This window comes from Methylobacterium sp. EM32 (assembly GCF_040593685.1).
GTDB lineage: Bacteria > Pseudomonadota > Alphaproteobacteria > Rhizobiales > Beijerinckiaceae > Methylobacterium.
In genome coordinates this window covers 97,584-117,846 of sequence record NZ_JBEXZS010000008.1, presented here as the reverse complement: position 1 = coordinate 117,846, position 20,263 = coordinate 97,584, and the positions used below count along the sequence as shown (strand labels likewise).

Annotated in this window: 17 protein-coding genes; 8 read left to right on the top strand and 9 right to left on the bottom strand. The window is 69.9% G+C overall.

Annotated features, from left to right (window positions below):
- Positions 1 to 103: 103 nt before the first annotated feature.
- Positions 104 to 1,711: an ABC transporter substrate-binding protein gene (locus tag ABZT49_RS02015; protein WP_355282321.1), complete on the bottom strand. Its 1,608-nt coding sequence runs from the start codon at positions 1,709 to 1,711 to the stop codon at positions 104 to 106.
- A gap of 290 nt (positions 1,712 to 2,001) precedes the next feature.
- Between ABZT49_RS02015 and ABZT49_RS02010 the strand changes: the two genes are divergently transcribed.
- Together ABZT49_RS02010 and ABZT49_RS02005 are read left to right on the top strand one after the other, a co-directional pair.
- Positions 2,002 to 3,171 (top strand): M20 aminoacylase family protein, encoded by a 1,170-nt coding sequence (locus tag ABZT49_RS02010; RefSeq protein ID WP_355282319.1) that lies wholly within the window; start codon positions 2,002 to 2,004, stop codon positions 3,169 to 3,171.
- A 174-nt stretch (positions 3,172 to 3,345) separates the two neighbouring features.
- Positions 3,346 to 4,665 carry a hypothetical protein gene (locus ABZT49_RS02005; RefSeq protein ID WP_355282316.1) on the top strand — a complete coding sequence of 440 codons (1,320 nt, stop codon included), beginning with the start codon at positions 3,346 to 3,348 and terminating at the stop codon, positions 4,663 to 4,665.
- A 19-nt stretch (positions 4,666 to 4,684) separates the two neighbouring features.
- Here ABZT49_RS02005 and ABZT49_RS02000 read toward each other — a convergent pair whose 3' ends face one another.
- The 3 genes from ABZT49_RS02000 to ABZT49_RS01990 all read right to left on the bottom strand — a co-directional run bounded on the left by ABZT49_RS02000 (position 4,685) and on the right by ABZT49_RS01990 (position 8,810).
- The gene (locus ABZT49_RS02000; RefSeq protein ID WP_355282314.1) at positions 4,685 to 6,214 is read right to left on the bottom strand and encodes an aldehyde dehydrogenase family protein; all 1,530 of its coding nucleotides are present in this window, start codon (positions 6,212 to 6,214) and stop codon (positions 4,685 to 4,687) included.
- A gap of 71 nt (positions 6,215 to 6,285) precedes the next feature.
- Positions 6,286 to 7,608 carry an SLC13 family permease gene (locus ABZT49_RS01995; protein WP_355282311.1) on the bottom strand — a complete coding sequence of 441 codons (1,323 nt, stop codon included), beginning with the start codon at positions 7,606 to 7,608 and terminating at the stop codon, positions 6,286 to 6,288.
- 167 nt (positions 7,609 to 7,775) lie between these two features.
- Complete coding sequence (locus tag ABZT49_RS01990; protein ID WP_109970568.1) at positions 7,776 to 8,810, bottom strand: aspartate-semialdehyde dehydrogenase; 1,035 nt, start codon at positions 8,808 to 8,810, stop codon at positions 7,776 to 7,778.
- Between the two features lie 427 nt (positions 8,811 to 9,237).
- Between ABZT49_RS01990 and ABZT49_RS01985 the strand changes: the two genes are divergently transcribed.
- Both ABZT49_RS01985 and ABZT49_RS01980 read left to right on the top strand, forming a co-directional pair.
- The gene (locus ABZT49_RS01985; RefSeq protein WP_355282308.1) at positions 9,238 to 10,116 is read left to right on the top strand and encodes a hypothetical protein; all 879 of its coding nucleotides are present in this window, start codon (positions 9,238 to 9,240) and stop codon (positions 10,114 to 10,116) included.
- A 97-nt stretch (positions 10,117 to 10,213) separates the two neighbouring features.
- The gene (locus ABZT49_RS01980; RefSeq protein ID WP_355282305.1) at positions 10,214 to 10,627 is read left to right on the top strand and encodes a hypothetical protein; all 414 of its coding nucleotides are present in this window, start codon (positions 10,214 to 10,216) and stop codon (positions 10,625 to 10,627) included.
- A gap of 328 nt (positions 10,628 to 10,955) precedes the next feature.
- Here the strand turns inward: ABZT49_RS01980 and ABZT49_RS01975 are convergent, their stop codons facing one another.
- The 3 genes from ABZT49_RS01975 to ABZT49_RS01965 form a co-directional block, all read right to left on the bottom strand.
- Positions 10,956 to 11,534, bottom strand: a complete 579-nt coding sequence (locus ABZT49_RS01975) for a TIGR00730 family Rossman fold protein (protein WP_355282302.1) — start codon at positions 11,532 to 11,534, stop codon at positions 10,956 to 10,958.
- Between the two features lie 228 nt (positions 11,535 to 11,762).
- The gene (gene leuB, locus ABZT49_RS01970; RefSeq protein WP_355282299.1) at positions 11,763 to 12,869 is read right to left on the bottom strand and encodes a 3-isopropylmalate dehydrogenase; all 1,107 of its coding nucleotides are present in this window, start codon (positions 12,867 to 12,869) and stop codon (positions 11,763 to 11,765) included.
- A gap of 65 nt (positions 12,870 to 12,934) precedes the next feature.
- Complete coding sequence (locus ABZT49_RS01965; RefSeq protein WP_355282296.1) at positions 12,935 to 13,876, bottom strand: polyprenyl synthetase family protein; 942 nt, start codon at positions 13,874 to 13,876, stop codon at positions 12,935 to 12,937.
- A 134-nt stretch (positions 13,877 to 14,010) separates the two neighbouring features.
- On the opposite strand from ABZT49_RS01965, the gene mtgA reads away from it, so the two are divergent.
- The 3 genes from mtgA (at position 14,011) to ABZT49_RS01950 (ending at position 16,524) form a co-directional block, all read left to right on the top strand.
- The gene (gene mtgA, locus ABZT49_RS01960; protein WP_407943426.1) at positions 14,011 to 14,730 is read left to right on the top strand and encodes a monofunctional biosynthetic peptidoglycan transglycosylase; all 720 of its coding nucleotides are present in this window, start codon (positions 14,011 to 14,013) and stop codon (positions 14,728 to 14,730) included.
- Between the two features lie 298 nt (positions 14,731 to 15,028).
- Entirely contained in the window at positions 15,029 to 16,030 is a 1,002-nt protein-coding gene (locus ABZT49_RS01955; protein WP_355282293.1) for a DUF4424 domain-containing protein, read from the top strand.
- A 152-nt stretch (positions 16,031 to 16,182) separates the two neighbouring features.
- Positions 16,183 to 16,524 (top strand): hypothetical protein, encoded by a 342-nt coding sequence (locus ABZT49_RS01950; protein ID WP_048450482.1) that lies wholly within the window; start codon positions 16,183 to 16,185, stop codon positions 16,522 to 16,524.
- 86 nt (positions 16,525 to 16,610) lie between these two features.
- Here ABZT49_RS01950 and ABZT49_RS01945 read toward each other — a convergent pair whose 3' ends face one another.
- On the bottom strand, positions 16,611 to 17,852 hold the full coding sequence (locus ABZT49_RS01945) for an argininosuccinate synthase (protein ID WP_109970573.1): 1,242 nt from the start codon (positions 17,850 to 17,852) through the stop codon (positions 16,611 to 16,613).
- Between the two features lie 191 nt (positions 17,853 to 18,043).
- Here ABZT49_RS01945 and ABZT49_RS01940 point away from each other — a divergent pair, with 191 nt between their 5' ends.
- Positions 18,044 to 18,670 carry a 2-hydroxychromene-2-carboxylate isomerase gene (locus ABZT49_RS01940; protein ID WP_355282289.1) on the top strand — a complete coding sequence of 209 codons (627 nt, stop codon included), beginning with the start codon at positions 18,044 to 18,046 and terminating at the stop codon, positions 18,668 to 18,670.
- 3 nt (positions 18,671 to 18,673) lie between these two features.
- Here the strand turns inward: ABZT49_RS01940 and ABZT49_RS01935 are convergent, their stop codons facing one another.
- Complete coding sequence (locus ABZT49_RS01935) at positions 18,674 to 20,041, bottom strand: MFS transporter (protein ID WP_355282287.1); 1,368 nt, start codon at positions 20,039 to 20,041, stop codon at positions 18,674 to 18,676.
- Positions 20,042 to 20,263 lie beyond the last annotated feature (222 nt).

Below are 20,263 nucleotides of genomic sequence, written 5' to 3'. Positions count from 1 at the left end.
CGTTTCACACTGAAGCGTGTCACCCTCACCCCCGGCCCCTCTCCCACACGGGAGAGGGGAGACCCGCGATTTTCATGTCACGTGGGTTGGTCGGGGAGGCGCCTTATTGCTCCTTCGACACCCAGTACAGCATCATCTGGTTGTCGGCGCGGGGCACCAGCTTGACCTTCTTCGACACGCCCCAGGCGAGCGCCTGCTGGTGGAGCGGGATGTAGCCGAAATCCGCCATGACGATCTCGTAGGCCTGCTTGATCATCAGGTTGCGGGCCTCCTGGTCGGTCTCGCGCTCGATCTTGTCGGCGAGCGCATCCACCTTCGGGTTGCAGTAGTTCCCGAGGTTGGTGGTGCCGCGCGGCGAGGACTTGTCGGTCCGGCAGCCGGTGATCTCGTACAGGATGTTGTGCGAGTCCATCGACGAGGGCGTCCACCCCAGCATGTAGAACGAGGTGTCGAAGGCGGGCTTGAGGATCTTGGCGAAGTACTTCGCCTTGGGCTGGGCGATCAGGTTCACCTTGACGCCGACGCGGGCGAGCATCGAGGTGATGGCCTGGCAGATCGCCTCGTCGTTGACGTAGCGGTCGTTCGGGCAGTCGAGCGGCACCTCGAAGCCGTTGGGATAGCCGGCCTCGGCCAAGAGCGCCTTGGCCTTGTTCGGGTCGTAGGCCGGGCGCTTGAACTCATTCGCCAGCGGGAAGAGCGGCGGGGCGATCAGCAGGGCCGCCGGAGTCGCCTGGCCGCGCATGACGCGCTTGACGATGGCGTCCTCGTCGATGGCGCGGAAGAACGCCTCGCGCACCCGGACGTCCTTGAACGGGTTCTTGCCCTTGACGTTGGAGCCGCGCAGCTCGTCGCTGGTCTGGTCCATGCCGAGATAGATCGTGCGCAGCTCGGGCGCGTTGACTACCACGGCGTTGGCGCTGGAGCTCACCCGGCTCTGGTCCTGGAGCGGCACCGGATCGACCCAGTCAACCTCGCCCGAGAGGAGCGCGGCGACGCGGGTGGCGTCGTTGCCGATCGTGGTGAAGATCGCCTCGTCGATGTTCGACTCGACCTTGCCCCAGTAGCCGTCGAACTTCTTGAACACCGTGCGCACGCCGGGCTGGTGCTCGGTGATGGTGAACGGGCCGGTGCCGTTCTCGTGGAGCGCCGCGTAGCTCGGGGTCGAGGCCGAGACCGGGGTGGGCTTCAGCGCGTCGTGCTTCTCGGCCCAGGCCTTCGACATGATGTACCAGCCGCCGAACTGGTACAGGGCGATCGGGTTCGGGTTCGTCAGCACCATGTCGACGGTGTGGTCGTCCACCTTCACGAAGGTGGCGTCGGCCGGGACGTTGGTCTGGAAGTTCGAGCCCGGCGCCCGCACGCGCTCGGCGGAGAAGATCACGTCGTCGGCGGTGAAGGGCGAGCCGTCGTGGAACTTGACGTTCTTGCGCAGCTTGAAGCGGTAGCGGGTCGGCTCCGGGGTCTCCCAGGACTCGGCGAGGCCCGGGACCAGCTTCAGGTCCTTGTCGCGGGTGACGAGCGACTCGTAGACCGCGCCGTGCGCCGAGATCGTGAACGTCTCTTTCAGGGTGTACGGGTCGAGGGACTTGAGGTCGCCCTGGAAGGCGAACCGGAACGTGTTGGCGGCCGAGGCCGGCGCAACGCCCAAGCCCACGAGGGCGGTGGCGGCGGCGAGGCAGGCCAGCAGCGGACGGGACTTCAAGAACGACATCGACGGGCACACTCCGCGGGGGGAACGAGGCTCTTACTAGAGCCTTCCGACGCCGCAGGCGACGCCGGAATGATGAAAAATGATGCACCATCCCGTCCCGTCCCGCCAGGCGACGGGACGGAGGGGTGGCGATCGCGCAGCCCTAACAAGTCCCGGGCCAACCGGCCACGGGCCATGCGCCCCATGCGGGTCCGCGACATTCGCGAGCCGTGGAAAGGAGTTGACCGGGCGCCTGTCTGCCTGTTGCATCCTGCGCGCAAGTTCCCGCCTCGATATGAGCGTATTGTCACATGCCCGTCATCAACCGCGTCGCCGCCCTCGCCGACGAGATCACCGCCTGGCGCCGCGACTTCCACCAGCATCCCGAGCTGCTGTTCGCCCTCGACCGCACCTCCGGCCTGGTGGCCGAGCGGCTGCGGGCCTTCGGCTGCGACGAGGTGGTGACGGGGTTGGGCAAGACCGGCGTCGTCGGCGTCATCCGCGGCAAGAACACCGGCTCGGGCAAGGTGATCGGCCTGCGCGCCGACATGGACGCACTGCCGATCGAGGAGACGAGCGGCGTGCCCCACCGCTCGACCGTGCCGGGGAAGATGCACGCCTGCGGCCATGACGGCCACACCGCGATGCTGCTCGGCGCGGCCAAGTACCTGGCCGAGACCCGCAACTTCGACGGCACGGCGATCGTGATCTTCCAGCCGGCGGAGGAGGGCGGCGGCGGCGCCGACGTGATGCTGAAGGAGGGCCTGATGGAGCGCTTCGGCATCCAGGAGGTCTACGGCCTGCACAACAAGCCGGGTCTGCCGCTCGGCAGCTTCGCGATCCGCCCCGGCGCGATCATGGCGGCGGCCGACCGGATCACCATCCGGGTCGACGGCAAGGGCGGCCACGCGGCGGCTCCCCACGAGTGCATCGACCCGGTGCTGGTCGCCTCCCACATCGTCACCGCCCTGCAATCGATCGCGTCCCGCACCATCGACCCGGTGCAATCGGCGGTGATCTCGATCACGCAGGTGAAGGCCGGCGACGCCTTCAACGTGATCCCGGAATTCGCGATCCTCAACGGCACGGTGCGCACGCTCTCCGAGAGCGTCCGCGACACCTGCGAGGCGCGCATCGCGCAGGTGGCCTCGAACGTCGCCGCCGCCTTCGGCGCCACCGCGACCGTCGATTACGGCCGCGGCTACCCGGTGACCGCGAACGATCCGGCGAAGGCGATGTTCATGGCCGACATCGCCGCGGAGGTCTCGGGCGAGGGCGCGGTCGAGCGCGCGGTCCAGCCGATGATGGGCGCGGAGGATTTTTCGTACATGCTGAACGCGCGCCCCGGCGCCTACATCTTCCTCGGCACCGGTCCCGGCGCCGGCCTGCACCACCCGGGCTACGACTTCAACGACGAGGCGGCGCCCTACGGCGTGTCGCTGTTCGCCCGGGTGATCGAGCGGGCGATGCCGGCGGCGTGAGGGGAGAGCGCCATCGGGCGGATGCGTCCGCTTGATGGCGCGCCCGACCGGGGCTTCGGCTGTCCGACGATCGGGGCGTGCCGCCGCATCCCTCGCTCGTCTCCGGCCCGCGCAACCTCGAATGGCGCGGGCATAGCGGCTCCGCGCCATCGGCATGAGAGCCTAAGGAATCCGATGCCCCGCCTGCTGCCGATCCTCGTATTGTTCGCCGCGTTCGGAACGGCGCCCGCCCTCGCCCTGGATGGGTCCAATGTCGGGCGGGACGGCGGGCTCGATGTCGGCGACACGGCCCGTCGCAGCCTCACGGTCGGAAACGGCTGCAAGGCGACGGATGGCGCCTTTGCGACCGATGGAACCCAGAGCTGGCAGCCGAGCTGCTTCGGCGTCTTCGTGTCTTCGGGCATCGGCACCAAGGTCTATGCGACACGCGGCGTCGAGAAGGACACGAACGGAAATCCGTCGTCCAATGGCTATGCACCTCTCTTGGTGCAGTTCCAGGCCGATGGCAGCATCAGGCGGGAGACGAACGGCATCTTCGTCAACGGCGACGTTGTCGGCGGCAGCGTGTCGGCTGCACAGTTCGGCGTCAATAACGTGACCGGCCAGTTGATCTCCATGCGCCAGCGCCCCGGCCCGAATGGCCAGCGTCCTCCGACGGTCTGGGGTCACAACGTTGACATCCATATCGCCCCCGGCGCCGGCAACGTCCAGACGTTCGGCGTCGAGTACGATATTAACAACTTCAATAAGGACTGTGCCCCCGGGCCAACATGTCTGAGTGCCGGTATCTTCTTCAACGGCATCGGCACTCCCAATACGGCGTGGATCTATTCCGGCGGCGGAACAACGAACGAGTGGTCGGGGACCGTCAGGGTCAACAACGGGACGATCACGCTCCTGAAAGGGCGGCCGTTTGACGCGACAGTCTATCATGTGCGGATCGATGGCATTTTCTATAGAGCGCACTACATCAATGCGAATCAGCTGGTGGCTGATGTCCCGATCCCAAATATGGCTTCTGCGGCATTCACGTCGAAGAATGCGATTACGCATTACGGAATTTATTTTCAAGGCGACAACAACTCGTCCGATGCCGATGCCCTATTCGCGACGACCGCATTCACCGGTATCGATATCGCCGGCAATCATCACATCGCGTTCAACTCATCGAGCGATGCCGGGCCCTACGCACTTGTCACGCGACCCGGGCAGTCCGTCTGCCTGAATGGGTATGCGGGTTGCTTGTCCTACGATGGAGGGGCGACGGGACTCCGCTATGGCGGGGGCTTCCTCGTCACGAATGACGGTAACGTCACGCTCGGCGGCGGCCTTCAGGCGAGCAGCGCGACCGCCGTACGTCTCAACTCGCCGCTCGCGACGCCGGCTTCCTCCAAGGCCTCCTGCGCACCCGGCGACTGGGCGCACGACACCGACTTCGTCTACACCTGCGTCGCCGCCAATACCTGGAAACGCGCCGCCCTCTCGTCCTGGTGAGGGCGGCGGCAGAGAGGCGCTACACCTCGAACGTCACGCCCTGCGCCAGCGGCAGGGTGTTGCCGTAATTGATCGTGTTGGTGGCCCGCCGCATGTAGGCTTTCCAGGCATCCGAGCCCGCCTCGCGGCCGCCGCCGGTCTCCTTCTCGCCGCCGAAGGCGCCGCCGATCTCGGCGCCGGACGGGCCGATATTGACGTTGGCGATGCCGCAATCGGAGCCGGAGGCCGACAGGAAGATCTCGGCCTCCGACAGGTCCTTGGTGAAGATCGAGGAGGAGAGGCCGGCGGCGACCGCGTTCTGGGCGGCGATCGCCGCGTCGAGGTCGCTGTAGCGGGTCACGTAGAGGATCGGCGCGAAGGTCTCGCGGCGCATCGGGCCGGCCTGCTCGGGCATCTCGACGAGGGCCGGGCGGACGTAGGCCGCGGCCTCGCCGCGGATGTCGCGCAGGCGCTCGCCGCCATGGACGGTGCCGCCGATGGCGCGAGCCTCGTCGAGGGCACGCGCCATGCCGTCGGCCGCCGTGCCATCGATCAGCGGGCCGATCAGCGTGGTGGGGTCGCGCGGATCGCCGATCCGCACCGAGCCGTAGGCCGCCTTCAGTCGTGGCACGAGCGCGTCGTAGACGCTGTCATGCACGAACAGCCGCCGCAGGGTGGTGCAGCGCTGCCCGGCGGTGCCCATCGCCGCGAAGGCGATGGCGCGTAAGCTCAGGTCGAGATCGGCGGAGGGCGCCACGATGGCGGCGTTGTTGCCGCCGAGCTCCAAGATCGCCCGGGCGAAGCGGGCGGCGAGCTTCGGGGCCACCTGCCGGCCCATCGCGGTCGAGCCGGTGGCGGAGACGAGCGCCACCCGCTCATCCTCGACCAAGCGCTCGCCGAGCTCCCGGCCGCCGATCAGGAGCCCGAGCAGGCCCTCCGGCGCGTCCGAACCGAAGCGCGTCACCGCCTTCCTGGCGAGCGCGTGGACGGCGAGCGCGGTGAGCGGCGTCTTCTCGGAGGGCTTCCAGATGACGGGATCGCCGCAGACCAGTGCCAAAGCCGCGTTCCACGACCACACCGCGACGGGGAAGTTGAACGCCGTGATGACGCCGCACACCCCGAGCGGATGCCAGACCTCCATCATCCGGTGGTCCGGCCGCTCGGTGGCGATGGTGAGCCCGTGCAATTGCCGCGACAGGCCGACGGCGAAGTCGCAGATGTCGATCATCTCCTGGACCTCGCCGAGGCCCTCCGAGAGGATTTTTCCCGCCTCGAGCGTCACCAGACGGCCGAGATCGTCCTTGTGGGCGCGCAGCTCCTCAGCCAGCAGCCGCACCAGCTCGCCCCGGCGCGGGCCCGGCACCCGGCGCCAGGCGAGGAAGGCCTGGGCCGCGCCCGCCAGCGCCGCCTCGGCCTCCCCGGCCGTGGTCTGGCGCAAGGTCGCCACCACGCCGCCGTCGATCGGCGAGCGCGCCGGGAGCCCGTCCTCCGCGAAGGCCGCGGCCGGGACGCCGAGGCGCTCCAGCACCGCCAGGGTGTCGTCGCGGACGGACAGGATGGTGGGGGCCATGCGGGCGTGCTCCGGCGGATCTGAAAATCGCGCGGACACTGCGACAGCGCCGCCCTCAGGGCAAGCCGCGCTCACAGCCGGCCGAGGGCGCGGAACCAGAGGTAATCGAGGGGCACCAGCACGACGAAGGTGACGGCGGCGACGGCGAGGCAGAGGAGGGCGCCGTCCCGGGCCGGTACGCGGCCCATCCCCATCGCCACGACGATCGGCGAGGCCTGGTAGGGCAGGAGCGGGGTCGCGTAGCCGATCGCCTGCACCATCAGCACCGTGGCGAGGGACAGGTCGCTGCCCTCGGCCAGCAGGCGGGCGAGGGGCGTGAACAGGGCCGGGATCCCGTTCGCCGTCACGACGAAGTTGAGCAGGGTGGTCAGGCCGACGAGCCCCGCGAAGCTCGCGGCCGGCCGCGCCGGATCGAGGGGCAGCCAGGGGAGCACCGCCTCGCCGACCCGGTCGCCGAGGCCGGTGCGGGTGACGAAGGCGGCGAATCCCAGGATGCCCGCGATGTACAGGCAGGTGCGGATGTTGACCCCGGTGGCGAACTCGTCGCCGGTCAGGAAGCCGACCCGCGGCAGGAGGCACAGGCAGGCCGAGGCGAGGCCGATCCAGGCCGCCGGGACGCCGTGCACGGAATCGGTCATCCACAGGGCCAGGGTGGCGACGAGGAGGATCGCCAGCCGGGTCTCCGCCGCGCTCATCGGGCCGGGCGCCGGGCCGGCCGTGGCGGGCACGAGGGGGCCGGGGGCGAAGAGCCGGATGATGCAGCCGGCGAGCACCGCGCCCTTCAGCAGCCCCAGCACCGGCGCGTGCAGGGCGAGGTAGGGCAGGTAGGCGAGATGGATCCCGTAGGCGCTCTCGGCGGCGCCGGCCATGACGAGGTTCGGTACGTTGGCCGGCAGGATGCTGGCCGAGAGCTGGAACGTGCCGAAGCCCACCGCCAGGGCGAGGCCGGCCCGGCCGCGCCCCTCCTTACCGTCCCCTTGCACCGGCAGCCCGGCCCGGTCGGCCAGCGCCATCACCACCGGCATCAGCACGGCGATGCGGCCCATGTTGGAGGGCATGACGAAGGCCAGCGCGTAGGTGAGCCCGACCGTGCCGCCGACGAGCGCCGGCCAGGAGCCGGCGAGGTGCGGCGCGACGAGGCCGGCGACCCGGTCGGCGAGGCCGACCTTGCGGATCGCCGTCCCGATGACGAATCCGCTGAGCACCAGCCAGAAGGCCGAGGAGGCGAAGCCGGAGAACACCACCTCGGGCGGCGCGAGCCGCAACGTCGTGGCGGCGGCGAAGAACAGCAGGGCGGTAAGGAATTCGGGCAGGAGGGCGAAGGCCCAGAGCCCGATCGTCGCGGCCGCCAGCAGGGCGGGCAGCGCGAGGCCGCCCGCCAACGTCATGGTCATTGTGGATCCTCCCCTTCCTATCGCAGGGGAAGATTTCCAGATTGGACGCGTTCGAGAAAAGACGCGGTTTCGGCAGGCGGGCTTCGCGCCGGACGAAGGCTCCGGCTCGACGAGCACGGCTCTCCACAAGTGGAGTGCGGCCCTCCCTCAAGGGAGGGTTCAGGCCCTTACGCCGCCTTCTGCTTCGGCGAGATCAGCTTGCGGTTGACCAGCACCTCGGCGATCTGGACCGTGTTGAGCGCCGCGCCCTTGCGCAGGTTGTCCGACACGCACCAGAACGACAGGCCGTTCTCGACCGTGATGTCCTCGCGGATGCGCGAGATGTAGGTCGCGTCCTCGCCCGCCGCCTCGTGGGGGGTGATGTAGCCGCCGGGCTCGCGCTTGTCGTCGACCAGGATGCCGGGCGCCGAGCGCAGGATCTGGGTCGCTTCCTCGGCCGAGAGCGGGCGCTCGAACTCGACGTTCACCGCCTCCGAGTGGCCGATGAACACCGGCACGCGCACGCAGGTCGCAGTCAGCTTGATCTTGGGGTCGAGCATCTTCTTCGTCTCGGCCACCATCTTCCACTCCTCCTTGGTGGAGCCGTCCTCCATGAAGACGTCGATGTGCGGGATGACGTTGAAGGCGATGCGCTTCGTGAACTTCTGCACCTTGACCTCGCCGGCGGTGAACACCGCGCGGGTCTGGTTAAACAGCTCGTCCATCGCGTCCTTGCCGGCGCCGGAGACCGACTGGTAGGTCGCGACGACGACGCGCTTGATGGTGGCGGCCTCGTGCAGGGGCTTCAGCGCCACGACGAGCTGCGCGGTCGAGCAGTTCGGGTTGGCGATGATGTTCTTCTTGGTGAAGCCCGCGACGGCGTCGGCATTCACCTCGGGCACGATCAGCGGCACGTCGGAATCGTAGCGGAAGGCCGACGAATTATCGATGACGACGCAGCCCTGCTGGCCGATGCGGGGCGACCACTCCTTCGAGGTCTCGCCGCCGGCCGACATCAGGCAGATGTCGGTGTCCGAGAAGTCGTACTGGTCGAGGGCCTGGACCTTCAGGGTCTTGTCGCCGAAGGACACCTCCTGGCCGAGGCTGCGGCGGGAGGCGAGCGCCACCACGGTGTCGGCCGGGAAGGCGCGCTCGGCCAGGATGTCGAGCATCTCGCGGCCCACATTGCCGGTGGCTCCGACGACGGCAACCTTGTAACCCATCTCAATCGCTCCAGTTCGGACTTGACCCTCCCCGGACGATCTCAGGCGGGCTCAAGGAGCCCGGCCTCCGCCCGCCACGGACGGGGAGGGATCCGAGGACGACGCGAGGCTTCAGCCGGCGGCGGTAATCGCCGTCGTGGCTTTGCGTTTCGTCGTGGTCGACACAGGCCGCATGGCGCGGTCAGTCCTCGGAAATGGCGACACCCGAGATGGGGTGCGCGAGCGCGGGAAGCAACAGCCCGAACGTGCCGCCCTGTCAAGGGTCGGATCCGGGTGTCGGCGACAGATTCCGCGTCCCGTCACTCGTTAGCGCCTCGTTCACCCTGACCCGACCCGCCCGGGGACAAGTCAGGGCGGATCAACGAAATCGCTAAAATGCGATGCGACTCCGGGGACGACGTCCACGCGCGACCGGAGGAGCGACCCCGTGCGGCACAGGCCGGACTTCGACGACGCTGCCCTGGCGCGGGCGGCTCACGCCCTCAGGCAGGATATCGGCCCGGTCGAGCCACTGGTGCCGCGCCCCCTGGCCCGCGCGACCCCGCGCCGGTCCTGGTACCGGCGCGTCGCCGGGCGGACTTTCGGCGCCGCGGCGGTGATCGCGCTCCTGAGCGTGCTCGCGAGCGAGCGGCGTCTCGCCGACCCGCCGCTGCGTGATCAGGCCGCCTTCGTGCCGCGCTACGCCGCCCCTGCGGTGGCTCCGCCGGTCTGGAGCGAGGTGGCGGCCGACCGCTACCGCCTCGGCGAGGCGACCGGCCGCGCCCGGACGATGGCCGGCCTGCGGGAGGACACGCTGACCACCGGCGCCTTCGCGGTGCAGGAGACGCCGTTCCTGCGCCTCGTCGCGATCGAGACGGCGGAGCCGGACGGGGAGGGGAGCCTGTTCGTCACCCTGGCCCGCCGGGCCGCGGAGGCGGGCGGCCTCTCGGTGGCGCGCACCGGCGAGCGCGGTCAGCTCGCGACGCGGTTCGGCGCCCTCGACACCGTCGACGCGACCCTGCTCGATGCGGAGGGCCGGCGCGCCTGCACGGCGTTCCGCCTCAACGCCGCCCTGCGGCTCGAGGGCTGGCTCTGCGCGCCGCTCGGGCAGCTCCCCGAGCCGCAGGCGGTCGCCTGCACGGTCGACCGGCTCGGCGCCCTGCCGGGGGCTCAACTCGCCCCGCCGGTCGCCGCGATGCTGGCGCAGGCCCGGATGGCGTCCTGCCCGCCGGAGGATCCGGCCACCACGGCGGCGGTGCCGGCGTCCCGCAGGGCGGTTCGAACGAATGCGGCGAGAGTGCGGCATTCGCGACCAGCTTCGCCGTGAGCGGGAACCTCGGCCGCGCTCGCACGTCTCTTTCCACAACGGCGTCGTTTCTTAACGAGTGCGGCGCTACCCTGGCGACGTTCATCAAAGGTGCGGCATGCGCTTCCAGACTCTCGCCCTGACTGGGCTCCTCTCCCTCGCGGCCCTGGGCGCCGGCACCGCTGCCTCGCAGGCGCAGGACAGCTACGTCATCCGCAGCACCCGGGACGGCCAGGGCCTCGCGATCCGCGTGCGCCCGCGCAGCTGGCTCGACGCCGGCAACGTGGTCGAGGCCAATTCGGGCGCGACCGGCAACCCGGCCACCAACCCGCACTTCATCACCGCGTCCTACCTGAACTCGCCGCCCTACATCGCCAACCGCGAGCGCTTCGGCGGCGCCGGCATCCTGCCCGATCCGATCACCAACGGCCCGTTCATCGGCGCCCGGCGCAGCGCGGTCACGGTGGACCTGTCGGCGATCGACTACCTCGACCCGACCTCGCCGCTGTCGCGGGCGCGCTACGGGTACTGAGCCGACACGCATCGGCCGGATGTGCGACGGGCCCCGGAAGGGGCCCGTTTCCGTTCGGGGGGATTCTCTCGCTGGTCTCACCCTCCGGGTCATCCCGGGGCCGCGCAGCGGAACCCGGGATCCATAACCGCTGACCGATCTAGGATCGTGCGGAACGCGGCGCGCTCTATTCTCCGACGTTGGCGGTTATGGATCCCGGGTTCTCGACTTCGTCGAGCCCCGGGGGTGACGTGGAGGGGTGTCGAAGCGGGCGATCATTCGATTCGCCGCAGGGCATTTGGCACCGTCTGTCGGACAAAGCCCGCTCTGATTGGCCTCTCCTTGGCCCCTACCGCTCCTCCGCCTTCACCCACTTGATCACCTTCGGCGGCTCGTAGGCCCGGATCCGCGCCACGAGGTCCGCCGGTTCGGTGCCTACGATCAGCATCGCCCGGTGCGGCGCGCGCACGAAGCCCTCGGCCACCACGGAATCGAGGAAGCCGAGCAAGCCATCGTAGAAGCCGCCGGCATTGAACACCGCGAGCGGCTTTCCGTGATAGCCGAGCTGCCCCCAGGTCCAGACCTCGAACATCTCCTCGAAGGTGCCCAAGCCCCCGGGCAGCGCCACGAAGCCGTCGGCGAGGTCGGCCATCATGGCCTTGCGCTCGTGCATCGAGGCGACGACGTGCTGCTCGGTCAGCCCGAGATGCGCGGTCTCCTTCTCGACGAGGGATTTCGGGATGATCCCGGTCACCCGGCCGCCGGCGGCGAGCGCGCCATCGGCGACCGCCCCCATCAGCCCGACCTTGCCGCCGCCATAGACCAGCTCGATCCCGGCCTCGGCGAAGTGACGCCCGAGCGCGGTCGCCGCCTCGCGGTAGAGCGGACGGGCCCCGTCGCTGGAGCCGCAGAACACGCACAGGCGCATGGTGGTTCTCCCTGTCCGTCGTCGAAGAGCCGAGTCGAAGGGCGGACTCGGATTGATCGTCATCCCGCCCACGACCTCATTCTGAGGTGCACGCGAAAGCGTGCCTCGAAGGAGGCTTCCAGAGGTCTCAGGGCTATCTGGAGGCCTCCTTCGAGGCCTCCGCTTCGCTCCGGCACCTCAGGATGAGGTTTGAGGGTGGGATCAACCCTTCAAAGCTGTCGGCGGGCCTCAGCCCGCCAGCGCCTGCAACTCGCGCACGATGGCATCACCCATCTCGGTGGTGCCGACCGCGTTGGTGCCTGGAGCGGCGATGTCGCGGGTGCGGGTGCCGCCGGCGAGGGTGCGGGTGATGGCGCTCTCGAGCTGGTCGGCCGCCTCGAGCAGGCCGAAGGAGTAGCGGAGCGCCATCGCCAGCGAGCCGATCATGGCGATCGGGTTGGCGAGGTTCTGGCCGGCGATGTCGGGGGCCGAGCCGTGGACCGGCTCGTAGAGGGCGCGCCGGGTGCCGTTCTCGACCGCGCCCAGCGAGGCCGAGGGCAGCATGCCGAGCGAGCCGGTCAGCATCGCCGCCACGTCCGACAGAATGTCGCCGAACAGGTTGTCGGTGACGAGCACGTCGTACTGCTTGGGGTTGCGCACCAGCTGCATGGCGCAGTTGTCGGCGAGCACGTGCTCCAGGCCGACATCGGCATACTGCTCGGCATGGAGCTTGGTCACCGTCTCCTTCCACAGCACGCCGGTCTTCATGACGTTGTGCTTCTCGGCCGAGGCGACCTTGTTGCGGCGCTTGCGGGCGAGGTCGAAGGCGACCGCCGCGATGCGCTCGATCTCGCCGGTGGTGTAGATCTGGGTGTCGATGGCGCGCTTCTGGCCGTCCTCGAGGGTCACGATCTCCTTCGGCTCGCCGAAATAGACGCCGCCGGTGAGCTCGCGCACAATGACGATGTCGAGGCCCTCGACCAGCTCCCGCTTGAGCGCGGAGGCCTCGGCGAGCGCCGGGTAGCAGATCGCCGGGCGGAGGTTGGCGAACAGGCCGAGGTCCTTGCGCAGGCGCAGGAGACCCGCCTCGGGGCGCTTGGCGTACGACACGCCGGCCCATTTCGGCCCGCCGACGGCGCCGAACAGGACCGCGTCGGCGGCCTTGGCGCGGTCCATCGCGGCTTCCGAGAGCGGCACGCCGTGGGCGTCGATCGCCGCGCCGCCGACGAGGTCGGTCTCGGTCTCGAACTGCGCGATGCCGGCCCGGGTGAACCAGCCCAGCACCTTGGAGACTTCCCGCGCCACCTCGGGGCCGATGCCGTCGCCGGGCAGGAGCAGGATCTTGTACGTGGCCATGGCGTGACCTTCTTTCGAAGAGGGATGGGCGGAAGGAGGCAATCCCCCGCCGGGATCCGAGAAACTTACGATTTGCGGGCGACGGTGAAGCGGGCGGCCTCGCAGAGCGTCGCGGCGGCCTCGCCCCAGGGCTTCAGCGCGGTCTCGCACTCGGCGACCAGGCGCTCGCACTCGGCGCGCGCCCCGTCGAGGCCGAGGCGGTCGACGAGGGTCGCCTTGCCGGCATCCTTGTCCTTGCCGGTGCGCTTGCCCATCGCCTCGGACGAGGCCTCGCGGTCGAGGATGTCGTCGGCAACCTGGAACGCCTGGCCGAGCGCGCGGCCGTAGGCGAGGAGCGCGCGGCGCTCTTCGGGCGAGGCGCCGCCGACGAGCGCCCCGGCATCGACCGAGTAGGCCAGGATCGCCCCGGTCTTCATCGCCTGGAGCTGGAGCGTCGCGTCGACGTCGAGATTGGCCGGGCCGAAGCGCCCCTCCGCCCCGAGGTCGAGGAGCTGGCCGCCGACCATGCCGCCGAGGCCCGAGGCGCGGGCGAGGCCGAGCACCAGCTCGGAGCGGATCAGCGGGTCGGCCTGCCAAGCCGGATCGGCGACGATCTCGAAGGCGAGGGTCTGGAGGGCGTCGCCGACCAGGATCGCGGTCGCCTCGTCGTACTTCTTGTGCACGGTCGGCTGGCCGCGGCGCAGGTCGTCGTCGTCCATCGCCGGCAGGTCGTCGTGGACGAGCGAGTAGCAATGCACCAGCTCGACGCCGGCCCCGGCGGCCATCGCACCCTCGAACGGGCCGCCGAGCATGCGGGCGGTCTCGATGGCCAGGAACGGGCGCAGGCGCTTGCCGCCGTTGAGCACGGCGTGGCGCATCGCCTCCATCAGGCGGGGAGGCCGGGCGATCTCGCCGGCCTGCACCGCGTCGCCGAGGCGCTCGGCGAGGAAGCCTTCGACGGTCTTGGCCACGGCCGAGAGCCGCGCCGTGAAATCGCCTGCCTGCGGGTATCCTGTGGTGCCGGCCATCGTATTTTCCTGGGGACGGCCCGGCGTCGTAACCTGCGGGGCCCGCGTTGACGTCATGGTGGCCTCGCCGACGGGCACGCCGAGAGGAGGAGCGAATTCAGGAGCCGCGCGTCACCGCGGACCGCCGGGAAGGCGTGCCGCAGCCGCTGCGGGGCTTGGTCCCGGCGAGCGCGCCGCCGGTCCGGGCCCGCGGGCGGCGTGCCTTGCGCGCCGTGCTCCTGGTGCCCGTCATGGCGGTCGCCCTCGTCCTGGTCCTGGCGCTCGTCTATCGCGCGCTGACCCCGCCCTCAACCCTGATGCTCGGCCGCTGGGCCACGCTCCAGCCGGTGACCCGCGAGGTCGTGCCGCTGGAGGCGATATCCCCGGCCCTGGTCCAGGGTGTCGTGGCCTCCGAGGATCAGCGCCTGTGCCTGCACAACGGCGTCGACTGGGACGCCCTGTGGAGCGTGGTCGACGACGAGGACGGCCCGAGCCGCGGCGCCTCGACGGTGACGATGCAGACGGTGAAGAACGTCTTCCTGTGGCCGGGCCGCTCCTACCTGCGAAAAGCGCTCGAGATCCCGCTGGCGCTGATGGTCGACGTGGTCTGGGGCAAGCGCCGGACGATGGAGATCTACCTCAACGTCGCCGAGTGGGGGGAGGGGATTTTTGGAGCCGAGGCCGCCGCCCGGCACTGGTTCGGCAAGCCGGCGCGCGACCTCACGAAAGGAGAGGCGGCTCTGCTGGTGGCGTCCCTGCCTAACCCGATCCTGCGCAACCCGCGCCGGCCGACCCGGGCCTTGCGGGCGCTCGCCGGGCGGATCCAGGGGCGGACGGCGGGAATCGGGGGGTTGAGCCAGTGCGTGCGGCCGTGAGGCAGTTCTGGTCAAGCATTTCACAATAGAGCACGCCTCCCTTCTCCCGTGTGGGAGAGGGGTTTGGGGGTGAGGGTGCTCCGGTTCCGAGACGGGCTCTGATCGTCCCGCTACCAGCACCACGGTTTCAGCTTGAGTCAGAAACGTAGCACCCTCACCCCTACCCCTCTCCCACACGGGAGAGGGGATCCCGCGACTTTCCGCTGGCGGCGTGAGAGCCTTAAAAAACTTCGTCTTCCGGTTGCCGATGCGGCTCGATCTGCCGTAAGCGGGGCCGTGCGAAGCACGGGAGACGGTGATGACGAGCGGCGCAATTCGATCGATTTTGGCCGCCTGCGCCGTCGCCTGCGCCCTGGCGCTGTCGCCAGCTCGCGCCAACGACAGCGCCGCCGCCCTCGATGCCGGCGGCCTGGTGCTGGTGCGCGATCCCGACATCACGCTCGCCAGCGAGGACCTGCGCATCGGTCTCGACCGCATCGCGGTCGACTACGTCTTCCGCAACGGCGCGGCGACGGCGAAGACCCTGCGGATCGCCTTCCCGCTGCCGGCGATCGACGGGGCGCAGCTCTCGACGAGCGCCCTCAGCCTGCCCTTCGAGGACCGGGCGAACTTCGTCGGCTTCACGGTGACGGTGGACGGCGTGCCGGTGACGCCGCAGCTGGAGGAGCGGGCCTATCTCGGCCAGCGCGAGGTGACCGACCTGCTCAAACGCCACGGCCTGCCGCTCAACCCGCTGCGGCGCAACGACCTCGAGGCGGCGGTGAAGCGCCTCAAGCCGGCGGCACAGCAAGAGCTGGTGAAGGCCGGCCTGATGTCCGATCCCGCGGAGATGCCGGAATTCCTGTGGCGCAGCGAGGCCAAGTTCCACTGGGAGCAGAACTTTCCGCCCGGCCGCGAGCTTCGCGTCTCGCACACCTACGTGCCTGTGAAGGGTAACCACCTGCTCGCGGCCGACGAGGCGAAAACGCCCGCCTACCGGGCCCGCTACTGCCTCGACGATGACGGTCTCGCCGGGGTGCGGCGCCTGATCGCCGCCTCGCCGATGAAGGATCAGGGCCTGACCCGTGCGGTCGAGGTGCCCTACATCGTCACGACCGCGCGCAACTGGGCCGGGCGCATCGGCCGCTTCACCCTCACGGTGGACAAGGGCAGCCCGACGGCTTTGGTGAGCTTCTGCCGCAAGGGCGTGCGCAAGACCGGGCCCACCACCTTCGTGTGGGAGGCCAAGGACTACGTGCCCGACGCCGACCTGCGCATCCTGATCGTCGCCAACGACGACGCGCTGCTCGGGATCCGGTAGCGGGCCCCGGGTCGCGTCGAGCCGGCGAACCGTCCCGGTCCGACGCGACTTTCCGTGAGGGCCGCCCGGAACGGGACTGGCGCGGCGGCCTTTCCCCCCGTAACACCGGCCCCGCCCGCCCTTTGCGGCGCGGCCCTTACAAGGGAAGCACGATGTTCACTCTCGAGATCGACGGCACGCCCGTCGCCATCATCCGGTCGAACGAGGAACGGGCCCGGGAGCTTCTCGAGGTCGAGGGCTTTCAGGACGACCTGCGCACCATGAAGAGCGACGGCCGGCCGCTGTGGTCGGGCAAGGCCGAGTCGCTGAAGCTGCGTCCCGCCACCGAGGACGAGGTCGAGACCTTCGAGGACTCGATGGACGAGGAGGATTTCGAGGACGAGGACGAGCCCAAGGCCGCCAATGACAGCCAGGGCGAGACCGACGACGAGGACGAGGAGGACGACGTCGACATCCTGTTCCTGGTCGATATCGACGACGAGGACGAGGAGTAAGGCTGTAAGCCTCGCGGCCGGCCTCGTGCCAGCCGCATCGTCTCGCGTGCGAGCCCGCTCCATCGCCGGAGCGGGCCTTTTTGTCGTCAGGCGCCGAGCTTGCGCTTGCGCTGGCCGAGGGTCCGCAGGCGCAGCGCGTTGAGCTTGATGAAGCCCGCCGCGTCGCGATGGTCGTAGGCCACGGCGCCCTCCTCGAAGGTGACGAGGTCCTGGTCGTAGAGCGAGTTCGGGCTCTCGCGGCCGATGACGTGGACGCCGCCCTTGTAGAGCTTCAGCCGCACCGTGCCGGTGACCATCTCCTGGCTCTTGTCGATCAGGGCCTGGAGCATCTCGCGCTCCGGCGAGAACCAGAAGCCGTTGTAGATCAGCTCGGCGTAGCGCGGCATCAGCTCGTCCTTGAGATGCGCCGCGCCGCGGTCGAGGGTGATCGACTCGATCGCCCGGTGGGCCGGCAGCAGGATCGTGCCGCCGGGGGTCTCGTACATGCCGCGGCTCTTCATGCCGACGAAGCGGTTCTCGACGAGGTCGAGGCGGCCGATGCCGTTGGCCCGTCCCAGCTCGTTGAGCTTGGCGAGCAGCGTCGCCGGCGACATCGCCTCGCCGTCGATCGAGACCGCGTCGCCGCGCTCGAAGCCGATGGTGATCACGGTCGGGGTGTCGGGCGCCTCCTCGGGGGAGAGGGTGCGCGAATAGACGTAGTCCGGCACGTCCTGCGCGGGATCCTCCAGCACCTTGCCCTCGGAGGAGGCGTGCAGGAGGTTGGCGTCGACCGAGAACGGCGCCTCGCCGCGCTTGTCCTTCGCGATCGGGATCTGATGCTGCTCGGCAAAAGCGAGAAGCGACTCGCGGGAGCGGAAGTCCCACTCGCGCCAGGGGGCGATCACCGTCACGTCGGGCTTCAGCGCGTAGTAGCCGAGCTCGAACCGGACCTGGTCGTTGCCCTTGCCGGTGGCGCCGTGGGACACGGCATCCGCCCCGACCTTCTCGGCGATCTCGATCTGCTTCTTGGCGATCAGGGGCCGGGCGATCGAGGTGCCCAGGAGATAGACGCCCTCGTACTGGGCGTTGGCCCGGAACATCGGGAAGACGTAGTCGCGGACGAATTCCTCGCGCAGGTCCTCGATGTAGATGTTCTCGGGCTTGATGCCGAGCAGCTCGGCCTTGCGGCGGGCCGGCTCCAGCTCCTCGCCCTGGCCGAGATCGGCGGTGAACGTCACCACCTCGCAGCCGTAGGTGGTCTGGAGCCACTTGAGGATGATCGAGGTGTCGAGGCCGCCCGAGTAGGCGAGCACGACCTTCTTCACGCGCTTCTGGGGCTGGTCGGACATGCGGGGCGGGCCTCGGTGGAGTGGGAACTGAACGGATGCGCGGGGGCTTACCAGCCCGGCCCGGCCCCGTGCAACCGCGCTGCCAAAGTTCCCATCCCCGCCCGTGGCGATGCGACGCCCGGGGCGGCGCTTGTGGGCCGGCCCGGCTGACGCGAAGGTGCCGGATCAGTCCGACGGTGAAGAGGGGTGCGATGCCGCGCCGGCCCACGCTCGAATTCTGGTTCGAGTTCGCATCCACCTATTCCTACCTCGCCGCGATGCGGATCGAGGCGCTGGCCGAGACGGCCGGCGTCGCCGTGCGCTGGCGCCCGTTCCTGCTTGGACCGGTCTTCGCCGCACAGGGGTGGACCTCCTCGCCGTTCAACCTCTACCCGGCCAAGGGCCGCCACATGTGGCGCGACCTCGCCCGCGAGGCCGCCCGCCTCGGCCTGCCGCCGCTGGTGCGGCCGGAGAGCTTTCCGCAGAACAGCCTCTCGGCGACCCGGGTCGCGGTCCACGGCGCCGAGGAGCCGTGGATCGGCGACTATGTCCGGGCGGTCTACGCGGCGGAGTTCGCGCAGGGCCAGTCGATCGCCGAGCCCGCGGCGATCTCCGCCCTGCTCAACGGCCTCGGCCTCGACGGCCCGGCGCTGATCCGCGCCTCGACCCAGGAGCCGGTGAAGAGCCGCCTGCGCTCGATCGGCGAGGAGGCGAAATCCCGCGGCCTGTTCGGCGCCCCGAGCTTCCTCACCGAGGACGGCGAATTGTTCTGGGGCAACGACCGTCTGGAGCAGGCCCTGGATTGGGCGGTGGGGGAGCGGCCGGCGGGGTTGCGGTAGGGGTCATCCCCGCACCGCCGACACGGCGCCCGGCACGGCGCGTGCCGGTTCCGCCGGCTCCCGCGCCGTGACCCAGCGCAAGGCGAGCGCGGCGACGAGCATCGGCAGGGCGAGCGCCACGCAGTAATCCGGCCGCTCCCAGCCCGCCGCCATCAGCATCCCGGCGAGGCCCGGGCCGGTGACGGCGCCGAGGCGGCCGACGCTCATGGCGAGCCCGGTGCCGGTGGTGCGCACCGGGGCCGGAAAGATCGGCGGCACCACCGCGTACATCGCGTTGATCGAGCCGTAGAGGCAGAAGCCGATGGCGAGGGTGGCGGCGAGCAGAGCCGCCGGCGTCGCCGGCACGTGGCCGAAGGCCGTGGCGGCGAGAAAGAGCCCGGCCATGAAGGCGGCGGCGAGCCTGCGCGTCCCGGCCCGGCGGGCGAGGAACCCGAACAGCAGGCAGCCGGCGGCACCGCCGAGATTCATCAGCATCGCCCCCGAGATGCCACCGCTGACGCTGAGGCCCAGCTCGGTCAGCACCTTCGGGGTCCAGCTCAGGAAGAAGTAGCAGGTCGTCATCACGCAGAAATACGCCGCGCAGGCCGCGAGCGTCCGGCTGCGATAGGGCGGGCGCGCGATCGCCGCGAGGCTGGCGCCGGTCTCGGCCTCCGCCCGCGACGGTGGCGGGAGGACGGCGAGCGCCGGGCGCCCGAGGCGCGCCAGCACCCGGTTGACCTTCGGCAGCGCGCCGGCCGGGCGGCGGGCGATGAGGTAATCGAGGGATTCCGGCAGGAAGGCCAGCACAGCCGGCACCAGCGCCAGCGCGATGATCCCGCCGAAGACGTAGACCGAGCGCCAGCCGTAAGCGGCGATGAGGTAGACCGAGAACGCCCCGCCGAGGGTCGCGCCGATCGGATAGCCGAGCGACATCAGCGAGATCGACAGGTTGCGCCAGCGGTCGGTGGCGTATTCGGCGACCACGATGTTGACGGTGGCGAGCCCGCCGCCGATGCCGAGCCCGGTGAACAGCCGCACCAGGGCGAGCTCGGTCAGGGTGCGGGTCGCGGCGGCGGCCAGCATGCCGACGCACAGGATGGCGAGGCAGACGAGCACGGTGGTGCGCCGGCCGAGCCGGTCGCTCAGGGGGGCGATCAAGAGGGCGCCGAGCCCCATCCCGGCGAGGCCGGCGCTGAACAGGAGGCCGAGATCGGTGGGCTTCAGGGCGAAGTCCTTGGCGATCGAGGCGGCCGTGAAGGCGACCACCAGGACGTCGAACCCATCGAGGGCGCAGATCAGCACGCAGACCGCGACGGCGGCGACCTGGAACGGGGTCATGGCGCCCTGGCGGATCGCGGCGCGAGGGTCGGTGGGGTCGGGGGTGGTGGACATGGCGTTCCTCCGAGATGTTTTGCGAGATGTTTTGATTGTCGTTCTTCGATGGGGCCGAGGATTATCGACATCCTCCGCGTCATCTCGGGGCCGCGAAAGCGGAGCCCGGGATCCATAACCGCTGACGTCGCAAGATGAAGCGGAGCGCAATACGCCCTCTCTTCGATCCTCGGCGGTTATGGATCCCGGGTTCTCGCCTTCGGCGAGCCCCGGGATGACACG